This is a genomic window from Sphingorhabdus sp., from assembly GCF_041737645.1.
Classification (GTDB): domain Bacteria; phylum Pseudomonadota; class Alphaproteobacteria; order Sphingomonadales; family Sphingomonadaceae; genus Sphingorhabdus_B.
Map to the genome: position 1 here is coordinate 84,279 of NZ_JBGSRI010000038.1, position 11,540 is coordinate 95,818.

Sequence of the window (11,540 nt, forward strand, 5' to 3'; positions counted from 1 at the left end):
ATGACCCTTTTTGAAAAATTTGCGGTGCATGTGGATCATGCGCTTGACGCTTTGGTTGCAAAAGGCTCTCTGCCCGCAGACTTGGACCGCAGCAATGTAACGTTAGAGCCTCCGCGCGACACTACACATGGCGATCTTGCGACCAACGCCGCAATGGTACTGGCAAAGCCGGCCGGAACCAATCCCCGCGCTTTGGCAGAGATATTGGCGGTTGAACTTGCGAAACTGGATGCGGTTTCCGGGGTTGAAATCGCAGGTCCGGGGTTCCTGAACTTACGCCTTCATCCATCGGCATGGATCGATGAATTGCGGGCCATTGGTCAATCGGGCGAAAATTATGGCCGGTCGCATATTGGCGACGGGAAAGCGGTGAATGTCGAATATGTCTCTGCCAACCCCACAGGTCCCATGCACATGGGGCATTGTCGTGGTGCCGTTGTCGGCGATGCGCTGGCGTCATTGCTGGAATATTCCGGATTCAAGGTCATCCGCGAATATTATATCAACGATGCCGGCGGACAGGTCGACACGCTCGCACGTTCTGTGCATTTGAGATATCGCGAAGCACTTGGGCAAGACATCGAAATTCCAGAAGGGCTATATCCAGGCGATTATCTGATTCCAGTCGGGCAAAGGCTGGCGAAGGAATTCGGCGATCAATTTCTGGATGCGCCGGAAAGCGAATGGCTCGTTCTCTTCCGCAAATCTGCGGTTGCCGACATGATGGAGATGATAAAAGCCGATTTGGCTTTGCTCGGAATTCATCATGATCTGTTTTCTTCGGAAGCCGAACTGCATGATGCCGGGAAAGCAGATGCCGCCGAAGCTGAATTGCGTGCACGTGGCCTGATCTATGACGGCGAATTGGAAAAGCCAAAGGGCAAGGAAATTGAGGATTGGGAGCCGGTAACGTTACCGTTGTTCCGGTCCACCCAGTTTGGCGACGATCAGGATCGTCCGATCAAGAAATCCAATGGCAGCTGGACCTATTTTGGTGCTGACCTCGCCTATCATTATCAAAAAAGCCGCAACGTCGACGCTATGGTCGATATCTGGGGGGCTGACCATGCCGGTACGGTCAAACGGATCAAGGCGGCTGTGAATGCGCTGACCGAAGGGAAAGTGCAGTTTGACGTGAAACTGGTCCAGATGGTCCGTTTGCTGCGCGGCGGTGAGCCTGTCAAAATGTCCAAACGTTCGGGCAGTTTTGTTACTTTATCGGAAATGGTGGAAGAAGTCGGCAAAGACGTCGTCCGGTTCACGATGCTAACGCGCAAATCCGATGCCCAGATGGATTTCGATTTTGCCAAAGTGGTCGAAGCTTCAAAAGACAATCCGGTATTCTATGTCCAATATGCTCATGCCCGTATCCAATCTACGCTGCGGAAAGCGCAAGCAGAGGGAATGGAAAGCGATGCGACATATTTGAACTTACTCGGGAATGAAGAAATAGCCTTGATTCGCGAAGCTGCGAATTTCCCGCGCATTGTCGAAGCGGCCGCCAAAGCAAGTGAGCCACATCGCATCGCCTTTTACCTCAGCGATTTAGCGGCGGCATTTCACGCTTATTGGAATTTGGGGAACGACCAGCCGGATAAGCGCTTCATATTGGCACAGAATCCTGCATTGACCGGGGCAAGGCTTTTCATGGCGGCGAATATCGGGCAAGTTATCCGCAACGGGCTTCGCTTAATGGGCGTAGAAGCCGCAAACAGCATGTAGCTATAGTTGGAAATTTGGGGAATTTGGCATGAGCGATGAAACCAACGACAATCGGAGTAACGATGGGCTAGGTCTGGACGAAACGGACCGGTTGCCTTGGCTGGAGACGGCTGACGGTTACGATTACGATGAGGGGGCATCGCCGTTAAAGGTTGCCGCTATGGTATTGGGCGGCTTGTTGTTGCTTGCGGCGATTGTGGGCGGAATATATTGGGCGCAGCGGAATCAATCCGGCGCTCCGGCTGGCAAGGGCGAATTGATTGCTGCACCGAAAGGTGACTATAAGGCAAAGCCAGAGGAAACAGGCGGCAAAACGTTCGAAGGCGAGGGCGACTCAGCCTTTGCCGCAAGTGAAGGGCAGAAAACAGGGGCCACGTTGGCACCCCAACCAAAGGCTGCTGAACCCAAATTGGCTGTGGCGTCATCGCCCGCAGTTAAACCAGCAGCAAATAATGCAGCGCCCGCCGGCGCAGTTATGGTGCAACTCGGTGCATTTGGCGATACCGCAAAGGCGGAAGCTGCGTGGGCTGCATTTGGCAAACGCTTTGGGTTTCTGTCGGGGACCAACCGACGCATCGCCGAAGCAAGCGTTGAAGGTGGCCGCAAGATATTCCGCTTACAGGCCGTGACCGCCAATGCCGCCGCAGCCCAGCAATTATGTGCCAAGCTAAAGGCGGCGGGCGAAAACTGTCTCATCGTTCGTTAGGGTAGTGACCCTTGGCCTTGATACGCGGTACTGTGTGTAGACCGGTTATGCACAATTAAACTGTTCAAGCTGCTGGTGTGAAACTTGCGCTGATCGCGCCGACGGCTTAGCAACGATGGTATGAAGCCGGTGATTTTTGGCCTTTCGGGTCCGATACTTACGAACGAAGAATTGCGTCTGTTTCGCGATGTCGAACCTGCGGGCTACATATTATTCAAGCGGAATATCGAAAATCGGCTTCAACTTCTTGCGCTTACCGACAGTATCAGGGCGTTGCACGGACGCGAAGACGTGCCGATCCTGATCGATCAGGAAGGCGGCAGAGTAGCGCGGATGCGTTCGCCGGAATGGCCCGATTTCCCGGCTGGCGGGGCCTTTGACGCATTATATGATCTGGCCCCGTTAACGGCGATCGAAGCGGCGCGGAACAATGCCGAAGCGATAGCGCTGACATTGGCGGAGGTCGGCATAAACGTCGATTGCCTGCCTGTCCTCGACGTTCGCGTCCCCGACACCCACTCCGCGATCGGTGACCGGGCACTGGGAAGCGATCCCATGCGGGTCGCCGCATTGGGGCAGGCAATTCTCGACGGACTTGCCGCAGGCGGCGTCATTGGCGTGGTCAAGCATATGCCCGGCCAAGGCAGGTCGGTCGTCGATACCCACCATGATTTGCCGCATGTGTATGCGAGCGAAGAGGAATTGGAGCAGGATCTGGAACCTTTCCGCACCTTGAACAAGGCCCCGATGGGGATGACGGGCCATGTCGTTTACGACATTTGGGATGACCAGAATACCGCCACGATGTCGCCTTACGTTATTGGACATATCATCCGGAAAAATATCGGTTTTGACGGCCTGTTGATGAGCGACGACCTCGATATGAACGCCCTTACCGGCGATGTGCCGACGCGGGCGGCGAATTGCGTGGCGGCCGGGTTGGATCTTGCCTTGAATTGCTGGGGGCGCTTTGACGAAATGGTCGCGATTGCGGAAAGGTTGCCGGAAATTACTGACGCAGCACGGGCGCGGCTGGATCGTGCGATGACGGGTTCAAACATGAAGTTTGATGCCGACCGGTTAGCGTTTTTGCTGGATAAGCGGGATCGATTATTGGCTTTGGCAGATACCGACGCCAAGCTGACACACGGGGCGACCGGTGCGGCATGAACGCCGACGGGCTTTTTGAAGAAGATATTACGCTTCGCGAGGCGGACGAGCGTGCTGCAGATGTGCTGACGATTGATATCGACGGATGGGAAGGGCCGCTTGACCTCCTTTTGACTTTGGCGCGCAACCAAAAAGTCGATTTGCGTGCGATTTCAATTCTGGCGCTCGTGGAGCAATATCTTGTTTTTATCGAACAGGCGCGAACACTCAAGCTGGAGCTAGCAGCGGATTATCTCGTCATGGCTGCCTGGCTGGCGTACCTTAAGTCGTCCTTGTTGTTGCCAAAGGACCCGACAATCGACCCGTCACCAGAAGAATTGGCGATGCGGCTGCAACTTCGGCTGGAACGATTGAATGCCATGCGGGAAAGCGGTGCGCGGCTCATGGCACGGGATCGGGTGGGACGCGATGTGTTTGTGCGCGCTTTACCCGAGGGGTTGCGCGTGGTGAAAGCCCGTGCATGGGAATGTGACTATTTCGACCTGATAACCGCTTATGGCCAAATCAAAGCCCGCAGCCAGCCAGTATTCCATGTGGTCAAAAAACGAGCCGTTATGACGCTGGAAGAGGCGTTGGATCGCGTTTCATCGATGATTGGCCTTGCGGTAAATTGGACCACGATAGAATCGTTTCTTCCAGATCATGCCGAGCCGGCACTTCGAAAATCTGCGTTGGCATCAAGCTTTGTTGCGGCACTGGAATTGGCAAAACGTGGCACAATCGATTTACAGCAAGATGCCATGTTCGCCCCGTTGAAGATAAGGTTGAAAGCATGATGATCGAACTTGACCCCGATGTCCGTGCGGTAGAGGCGACCTTATTTGCCGCAGAGCATCCAATGACGGCAGAAAATATCCGCAATTATGTGGGGGACACTGTTGACGTTCCGGCGGCGTTAAACAAGCTGTGTGAGCACTATGGCGGGAGAGGCATCGAACTGGTGCAGCGCGGGAATAGCTGGCATTTCCAGACTGCGGCGGATTTGGCCCATTTGCTACGCCGTGAACGTGAAGAAACGCGCAAGCTCAGCCGTGCCGCTGTCGAAACACTCGCGATTATTGCGTATCATGAACCGGTCAGTCGCGCCGAAATTGAGGCTATAAGGGGCGTGCAGATTTCCAAAGGTACGCTTGATGTATTGATGGAAGCCGGTTGGGTCAGGCCGGCCGGTCGTCGTGAAGTACCGGGAAGGCCATTGATTTACGCAACCACTTCGGGGTTTTTGACGCATTTCGGGTTAACCTCACGCAAAGATCTGCCGGGTATTGATGATTTGAAGGCTGCTGGACTGCTGGATCCTATCGATATGGCGCTGGGTGATATGCAATTCGGCGAAGAAAGTGATGGCGAACTGGAAATTGTCGAAGACAATGACTAAATGCTGTATGAGCGTGAACAGGCAGTATTTGCTGCCCTTGCCGGGGACGTCCCCGTTAGGAGTATGAAATGGGTGGATTGAGCATCTGGCATTGGCTGATTGTCGGCATTTTGGTGCTGCTATTGTTCGGCAAGGGCCGTTTTTCCGACATGATGGGTGATGTGGCCAAGGGCATTAAAAGCTTCAAAAAAGGCATGACCGAAGAGGATGAAGCACCCAAAGCGCCGCCGCAAATCGGTGCGACAACAGTTATCGACGCTGAAAAGCAGACTGACAAGACGCAAGGTTAAGGCAGATGGTATCGGCGTTTATCTTGCCCTCGCTGCCGGGGGTCTGGAATGTTTGACGTCGCGTCATCGGAATTTCTGCTTATCGTGCTGGTCGCGCTGCTTGTCATCGGGCCAAAAGATCTACCAAAATTGTTGCGCGTGGTCGGCAAATGGGTCGGCAAGGCGCGCGGTTTTGCCGCACAATTTCGGTCCGGCTTCGATGAAATGGTCCGACAGTCGGAACTCGAAGAGCTCGAAAAAAAATGGAAAGCCGAAAATGAACGCATCATGCGTGAACATCCGGCTGACCCGCGTTCCGAACTTGTCGGTGACGATCCTACACCCGCGCAACCGGAATTGCCGATGAATCCCGCTGCAAACGTCGAAGCGCCATCTAAATCATGAGCGATCTTGACGAGAGCAAGATGCCCTTACTCGATCATCTGATCGAACTACGGACCCGTTTGTTGTGGAGCTTTTTGGCACTTGCCGTGACATTTGGCGTGTCGATTTATTTCGCCCGACCGATTTTCGGTTTCCTGGTACAGCCATTGTTGGCATCTGGTCAGACAAAACTCATATATACCGCTATTTTTGAAGCATTTTTTGTGGAAATAAAGGTAGCATTCTTTGCCGCTGCCTTTTTCTCTTTTCCGGTATTTGCGACCCAGTTGTGGCGCTTTGTAGCGCCTGGCCTATATGCCCAGGAAAAGCGTGCGTTCTTGCCGTTTTTGCTGGCCACTCCGTTGTTATTCATACTTGGCGCAGCGATGGCTTATTATTTGGCGATACCGGTGGCGCTGAATTATTTGCTTGGTTTCGGCGGTAATGTGGGCGGTGTGGAGCAGGAGGCGCTACCGGGCGTCGATAATTATCTCAATTTCGTGATGAAGTTCATTTTCGGCTTCGGAATTTCTTTCTTACTGCCCGTATTGCTTATGTTACTTGAAAAGGCAGGGATTATTACTCTTGCCCAGCTCAGGGGTGGGCGGCGCTATGCGATTGTCGGCGCGTTCGCCATTGCAGCGGTGCTGACCCCGCCCGACGTTGTTTCCCAACTGTTGCTCGCGATCCCTTTATGCATTTTGTATGAATTGGCCATCATAGCAATCTGGATTACCCATAGAGGCCGCGCAAAAACGGCCCCGGAAGCATCCGAGGCCGTCGCTGAGTGATCCGCATTTAAGCGTCAGTTGATAACTTCTTCACCTTTTTTACCAACCGATTCAATGTCTTCGCCCGCACCTTGCACAGTGTTGCACGCCGCAGCGAATAAAGATGCCGATAATAGAATTACAGTTGCGAGTTTACGCATTGAAACCTCCATGGTTGTTTATGTCCTGGTTTGGGGACCAGCATAATCAACTCGAACCGACGCCATTTGTTCCGCCCCGGCCGAAGGTTTAATCCAGGTTCAAATAGCGCGGTCACCTGCTTCGCCAACAGATTCAATATCTTCGCCAAGCCCCTTTACGGTGTTGCAGGCCGATAAAAGAATTGAAGCAGAAATGAGGATTGCCGTTGCTATTTTACGCATGAAATTTCTCCTGGTTGACAGACGTAAGCTTTGCACTTGTCAAACTGAACAGAGGCTTACGTAAAATTAATAGCTGAAGCGCGCCGTTAAACGGAAATCACGTCCCGCAAGTGCAACAAAATCCTTGGTGAAGGATGCGGCGCGCCTCGCTTCAACATCGAATATATTGTTTGCTGCCGCAATCAGACTGATGTTTTTTCCCCTTCCGAATGGTCGCCAGGTAAGGGCGGCATTGACCATATTAAATCCATCAGTCGGTGTTTCGAAGCTGGCCGTTCGTTTCTGGCTGTCAGTCCATTCGACTTCACCCCGCAGATCCAGATTACCGCTTTGCAATTCAATTCCGCCCAGCAGGCGGAGTGGCGGAATACGCGGGGCAGGGCCCTGACCTTCGATGGTTGCGCGGGTATAGTCGGCGACACCATCTATAACGACATCGAACCCCGCAGCGTGGCCCAGCTGCGCGCTGGCTTCGGCCTCCACGCCCCAAACCCGCGCCTTGCGTTGCAAATAGACGAATTCGGGCAAGTCATCGACGATATTGCCGGTATCGGTTTCGAAGATGAAACTGCTAAACCGGTTCGCATACAGGGTCGTCGTAAAGTCGAAGCGTGTGCTATCATAGCGTGCGTAGATTTCGCCGTTCCAGCTCCGCTCGCTGCGTAAAGCAGGATCCCCTACCTCGTAAGATTGTGTGGCAACATGAGGTCCGTCGGAATATAGTTCCTCAACAGATGGCGCGCGACCCGTGCGCGAGATATTGCTACCAATTTTGAGGTCGCCGATATTATATCCGATGCCAAATGCTGCAGATATATTATTGAATTTCCTTTCAATTCCTAAAGACTGGGCTTCAAGCCGCGCATCGTCAAATCGAACGGCTATTTCGGCATCCAGATTGCCCGTTGAAAATTCCTGCAGGGTAAACAGACCCAGCTGGTTTGATCTTGTCGGTGGCAAAAATGCTTCGTCGCCAACGGCTTCGAGATCGCGGGTCTGAAATTGCAGGCCGCTGGCGCCGCGCCATCCACCGCGCTTATTCTGCGTCAGCTCAAATCTCGCTTCGATTGCTTCGCTGAAGAATGTGGTGCCTACGTCGGAACCTTCGAGTTCCTTATGGACATAATCCGCATAGCCTGCACGGATCCGCGCCTTGTCGAACAGCCCTTCGCCCAGTTCCACTTCACCACGAAGATCAAAACGGTACTGGCGAAGATCTATGCTGACCTCACCACCCACTGGTTCTGTAAATTCCGGTCTTTCGGGAATACCGTAAACGGTGTCGTACACATTGAATGAAATGCCAAGGTTGCCACCATCGTCGATAAACGCGCCACCCGCGCCGAAGGACAATGTTTCGACGCCACTATTGGGCAGCCGGCCCCGGAAATCTGCCCAGTCGCGGGCGTTGGCAGCTTCTGCGACATTGCCCAATGCTGCCTCGTCGGCGGCTACAGTCAAAGCTTCGCTGCGCAGTTCGGGCGATAGCAGATATCCACCAATGCGCAGGTCTTTTGACTTGCGGTAGCTGCCGTCGACATGGGCAACAAACCGATCCGAAAATGGAACATCAATTGATGCGCCACCTGAATATTCCTTTGAAACCGTCGAATATCCGAGCAACGCATCCACATGGACGGGCTCTTCAGGGACGGCGCGCGGTATGCGCTTGTCTATAACATTGACCGCGCCACCCACAGCCTGTCCACCGAACAGAAGAACAGCGGGGCCACGCAGGACTTCAATACGTTCGGTTGTCAGCGCGTCAATTGTTACGGCATGGTCGGCAGATGTATTGGAAGCATCAATATTTCCGATACCGTCCGTCAAAACAGCGACGCGATTGCCTTGGAAACCACGCAAAACGGGCCTTGAAGCGCCGGGTGAGAAGCTTGTGGCCGAAACACCGGGAATTTGTGTGAGCATATCGCCGATCTGACCTTGCGTTTCGGCTGCCAATTTTTCGCCAGATAAGGCCGATGTTCCGGACAGGATATCGAGGCGTTCGATATAAGGTGCGGTTACTACGATTTCTTTATCGGTATGAAAATCGTCTTCGCTGGTGTTAGCGGCGTCTTGTTGTGCGAACGCAGGGACGGCAAGTGCCAGAGAGAGGGCAGCCAAACTTACCGGATAAAAGGCGATGCGCGTTAAAGTCATTGAAAAATACCATTTTACGAGAAAAATCCACTTACGAATACGCACTATGTTATAGTATAACAATACACAAAATCGGAATTCGACGAAACGACCCATTTTGCCGATTGTTTGCATCCAAATGATACGCGCGCCTTTTTCCCAAGCCCACTCGGCCACAGTGCCGCTTGCGGTTGTCCCTGAAGATCTTTAGCTAGCCCCATTATGACTTGCTTACCGAACACCCTTGAACTTATCGGAAACACCCCCTTGGTTCGGCTGCGCGGACCAAGCGAAGCTGCGGGATGCGACATTTTCGGCAAATGTGAATTTGTAAATCCCGGTGCATCGGTAAAAGATCGCGCTGCATTGTTCATTGTGCGTGATGCTGAACAGCAGGGGTTTTTGAAGCCGGGCGGCACAATTGTCGAGGGGACCGCCGGTAACACCGGCATCGGCCTTGCACTGGTGGCCAATGCGTTGGGGTATAAAACGATCATCGTAATGCCTGAAACCCAGTCGCAGGAAAAGAAAGACACGCTGCGCGCATTGGGCGCGCAATTGGTTCTCGTTCCGGCGGCGCCATATTCGAATCCGGGTCATTTCGTCCACACATCCCGCAGGATTGCCGAAGAAACCGAAAATGCAGTTTGGGCGAACCAATTTGATAATATTGCAAACCGTAAAGCACATATCGAAACCACCGCCGAAGAGATTTGGGCTCAAATGGACGGGCGGATAGACGGGTTCACGTGCGCTGCAGGAACGGGCGGAACCATTGCAGGCGTTGGAATGGGACTGAAGGCCAAAGACAACAATGTGACCATTGCTTTGACCGACCCGCACGGTGCTGCACTCTATAATTATTACGCCATCGGTGAACTGCGTGCAGAAGGTAGCTCGGTTGCCGAAGGCATAGGCCAGGGTCGGGTCACGGCCAATCTCGAAGGCGCGCCAATAGATACACAGTTTCGCATTTCTGATGAAGAAGGGATGCTTTGGGTTCGCCGCTTGCTGTCCGAAGAAGGGCTATGCCTCGGGTTATCGTCCGGGATAAACGTAGCCGGAGCGGTCGCCTTGGGTAAACAATTGGGACCGGATGCACGGATCGCTACAATATTGTGTGACACCGGCTTTCGCTATCTCTCCACGATTTACAATCCGGACTGGATGCAATCGAAAAACCTGCCGCCAATGCCTTGGCAACTGGAAAATTGAGACGATCGTTCCCATATGAAGCTCTTCGTTGAACAATCTCACGAAAAGGATCGCTCATGGTAGAACCTCGCCAATCAGCCATGCAACGCATTCAGGTCGGGGTGATCGGGTTGGTTGTGGTGCTTCTGTTTGTCAGTCTAGCAAATATGGTGCTGGATCGGGTTCAAACCGGACCTGACGCTGTGGCCGCTGGTAACGCCAAAGCAGAAATTGATCCTTTGGCGCCACCGGATGAGCCGCTTGCCGAACTTGGCGTGACACCTGTCGCCAAAGACGATGGTGCTGAAAAAGCCTTAGAAGAACCTGCACAATCGATTAGACAAGTCCCCAGCCGCGCACCGTAAATGTCACTGCCCGACCTATCCAAATTGGCGCCAGCGGGTGCACAAAAGCGGTTGTTGGTCGGGCTATTGATCGTTTTAGGGCTCATTTTTTTCCTGTCGGCAATGCGGTATTTCGAGTCCGAAGAAACCGGCATGAAACCCGCTGTCGGTTTGATGACCACTTTACCGTTGCAATGGAGCGAAGGCGGCATCGAAGCGGACCTGGCCAAGGGTGCAAAAGCGCACCCGGCTTTTGTGCGTTTACAGCGTCAGTATGACGTCACCCCGCTGGATAATTTTGACAATTTGGGCACGCAGAAATTTGATGTGCTTGTTTTGGCGCAACCCCGGGCGTTGACCCCGGCAGAACTTTTAACTCTCGACAATTGGGTCCGTTCGGGTGGGCGGCTTTTGATCTTTGCCGACCCGGCCCTGCAATGGGGGAGCCTCTATCCTATCGGTGACAAGCGACGCCCACTGTTTACCAGCTTGCTATCCCCCCTATTTTCGCATTGGGGCGTGGAACTTGTTCTGCCCATGACCGAACAGCAGGAGGTTGTCTTGTTTGAAGTCAATGGATTAACGCTTCGCACGCAGACTCCAGGTGAATGGCTTGAAAGAGCCGGTGGCGTTGGTGGGACCTGCGAAATTTTGAACCGAAGGATATTGGCGGACTGCAAAGTGGGTAATGGCAGGGCGTTGCTTGTCGCTGATGCCGATCTGCTCGATACGGTTTATTGGGAGGGGCAGGGGGTCCGTAAAGTAACTGGAACCGATGAATTCCCGAATTTGAAATGGGTCATGGACCTTCTTGCGAGCCTGCAAAACGCAACCGAAAGCAAGAACAAATGATGCGAAAATATTTTCATCCGGATTTAGAAGTCGGGGAAAGAAAAAACAGAGGAAAATTTATATTTATCTAATAAAAACAAACATATATGCCTAGTTTCGATAAGCGATCCATAAATTCCCTCTTTTCATCCATAAAATCCCTTGGTATGCCCAGTCATCCAAGGGGTGGATTCTTGATTCTTTCGGTCGTTCGCACGTCCGCATGGCGATATCCTGTCGCTGTGATCGC

14 protein-coding genes are annotated in these 11,540 nt (G+C 53.0%); 11 read left to right on the forward strand and 3 right to left on the reverse strand.

What is annotated here, in order from left to right; genetic code table 11:
- From argS to tatC, 8 genes are all read left to right on the forward strand, one after another.
- On the forward strand, positions 1-1,722 hold the full coding sequence (gene argS, locus ACEW72_RS06225; protein WP_373475514.1) for an arginine--tRNA ligase: 1,722 nt from the start codon (positions 1-3) through the stop codon (positions 1,720-1,722).
- Between the two features lie 28 nt (positions 1,723-1,750).
- On the forward strand, positions 1,751-2,428 hold the full coding sequence (locus ACEW72_RS06230) for an SPOR domain-containing protein (protein WP_373475515.1): 678 nt from the start codon (positions 1,751-1,753) through the stop codon (positions 2,426-2,428).
- Positions 2,429-2,548: 120 nt separating this feature from the next.
- Complete coding sequence (gene nagZ / locus ACEW72_RS06235) at positions 2,549-3,598, forward strand: beta-N-acetylhexosaminidase (protein ID WP_373475516.1); 1,050 nt, start codon at positions 2,549-2,551, stop codon at positions 3,596-3,598.
- Positions 3,595-4,374: a ScpA family protein gene (locus tag ACEW72_RS06240; protein ID WP_373475517.1), complete on the forward strand. Its 780-nt coding sequence runs from the start codon at positions 3,595-3,597 to the stop codon at positions 4,372-4,374. Before nagZ ends, ACEW72_RS06240 begins: the two co-directional genes overlap by 4 nt.
- Positions 4,371-4,976 carry an SMC-Scp complex subunit ScpB gene (gene scpB / locus ACEW72_RS06245; RefSeq protein WP_373475518.1) on the forward strand — a complete coding sequence of 202 codons (606 nt, stop codon included), beginning with the start codon at positions 4,371-4,373 and terminating at the stop codon, positions 4,974-4,976. Before ACEW72_RS06240 ends, scpB begins: the two co-directional genes overlap by 4 nt.
- Before the next feature lie 68 nt (positions 4,977-5,044).
- On the forward strand, positions 5,045-5,266 hold the full coding sequence (locus tag ACEW72_RS06250) for a twin-arginine translocase TatA/TatE family subunit (RefSeq protein ID WP_160353229.1): 222 nt from the start codon (positions 5,045-5,047) through the stop codon (positions 5,264-5,266).
- A gap of 48 nt (positions 5,267-5,314) precedes the next feature.
- Entirely contained in the window at positions 5,315-5,650 is a 336-nt protein-coding gene (tatB, locus tag ACEW72_RS06255) for a Sec-independent protein translocase protein TatB (protein WP_373475519.1), read from the forward strand.
- Positions 5,647-6,420 carry a twin-arginine translocase subunit TatC gene (gene tatC, locus ACEW72_RS06260; protein ID WP_373475520.1) on the forward strand — a complete coding sequence of 258 codons (774 nt, stop codon included), beginning with the start codon at positions 5,647-5,649 and terminating at the stop codon, positions 6,418-6,420. The genes tatB and tatC overlap by 4 nt, the downstream gene beginning before the upstream one ends.
- 14 nt (positions 6,421-6,434) lie before the next feature.
- Here the strand turns inward: tatC and ACEW72_RS06265 are convergent, their stop codons facing one another.
- The 3 genes from ACEW72_RS06265 to ACEW72_RS06275 all read right to left on the reverse strand — a co-directional run bounded on the left by ACEW72_RS06265 (position 6,435) and on the right by ACEW72_RS06275 (position 8,987).
- Positions 6,435-6,560 carry an entericidin A/B family lipoprotein gene (locus ACEW72_RS06265; protein WP_373475521.1) on the reverse strand — a complete coding sequence of 42 codons (126 nt, stop codon included), beginning with the start codon at positions 6,558-6,560 and terminating at the stop codon, positions 6,435-6,437.
- Between the two features lie 99 nt (positions 6,561-6,659).
- Positions 6,660-6,782, reverse strand: a complete 123-nt coding sequence (locus ACEW72_RS06270; RefSeq protein WP_373475522.1) for an entericidin A/B family lipoprotein — start codon at positions 6,780-6,782, stop codon at positions 6,660-6,662.
- Between the two features lie 66 nt (positions 6,783-6,848).
- A complete protein-coding gene (locus ACEW72_RS06275) occupies positions 6,849-8,987 on the reverse strand; it encodes a TonB-dependent receptor (protein ID WP_373475523.1) in 2,139 nt (712 codons plus the stop codon).
- A gap of 156 nt (positions 8,988-9,143) precedes the next feature.
- On the opposite strand from ACEW72_RS06275, the gene ACEW72_RS06280 reads away from it, so the two are divergent.
- The 3 genes from ACEW72_RS06280 to ACEW72_RS06290 are packed head-to-tail and all read left to right on the forward strand — an operon-like array spanning position 9,144 to position 11,311.
- Complete coding sequence (locus ACEW72_RS06280) at positions 9,144-10,136, forward strand: cysteine synthase A (RefSeq protein ID WP_373475524.1); 993 nt, start codon at positions 9,144-9,146, stop codon at positions 10,134-10,136.
- A 56-nt stretch (positions 10,137-10,192) separates the two neighbouring features.
- Positions 10,193-10,480, forward strand: a complete 288-nt coding sequence (locus ACEW72_RS06285; protein WP_373475525.1) for a hypothetical protein — start codon at positions 10,193-10,195, stop codon at positions 10,478-10,480.
- Complete coding sequence (locus tag ACEW72_RS06290; protein WP_373475526.1) at positions 10,481-11,311, forward strand: Gldg family protein; 831 nt, start codon at positions 10,481-10,483, stop codon at positions 11,309-11,311.
- The last annotated feature ends 229 nt before the right edge of the window (positions 11,312-11,540 follow it).

Coding starts and splice junctions, on each gene's coding strand:
- tatB (WP_373475519.1), top strand. CDS start 5,315: ATGTTTGACGTCGCGTCATCGGAATTTCTGCTTATCGTGCTGGTCGCG.
- ACEW72_RS06280 (WP_373475524.1), top strand. CDS start 9,144: ATGACTTGCTTACCGAACACCCTTGAACTTATCGGAAACACCCCCTTG.
- argS (WP_373475514.1), top strand. CDS start 1: ATGACCCTTTTTGAAAAATTTGCGGTGCATGTGGATCATGCGCTTGAC.
- scpB (WP_373475518.1), top strand. CDS start 4,371: ATGATGATCGAACTTGACCCCGATGTCCGTGCGGTAGAGGCGACCTTA.
- tatC (WP_373475520.1), top strand. CDS start 5,647: ATGAGCGATCTTGACGAGAGCAAGATGCCCTTACTCGATCATCTGATC.
- nagZ (WP_373475516.1), top strand. CDS start 2,549: ATGAAGCCGGTGATTTTTGGCCTTTCGGGTCCGATACTTACGAACGAA.
- ACEW72_RS06265 (WP_373475521.1), bottom strand. CDS start 6,560: ATGCGTAAACTCGCAACTGTAATTCTATTATCGGCATCTTTATTCGCT.
- ACEW72_RS06240 (WP_373475517.1), top strand. CDS start 3,595: ATGAACGCCGACGGGCTTTTTGAAGAAGATATTACGCTTCGCGAGGCG.
- ACEW72_RS06250 (WP_160353229.1), top strand. CDS start 5,045: ATGGGTGGATTGAGCATCTGGCATTGGCTGATTGTCGGCATTTTGGTG.
- ACEW72_RS06285 (WP_373475525.1), top strand. CDS start 10,193: ATGGTAGAACCTCGCCAATCAGCCATGCAACGCATTCAGGTCGGGGTG.
- ACEW72_RS06290 (WP_373475526.1), top strand. CDS start 10,481: ATGTCACTGCCCGACCTATCCAAATTGGCGCCAGCGGGTGCACAAAAG.
- ACEW72_RS06230 (WP_373475515.1), top strand. CDS start 1,751: ATGAGCGATGAAACCAACGACAATCGGAGTAACGATGGGCTAGGTCTG.
- ACEW72_RS06270 (WP_373475522.1), bottom strand. CDS start 6,782: ATGCGTAAAATAGCAACGGCAATCCTCATTTCTGCTTCAATTCTTTTA.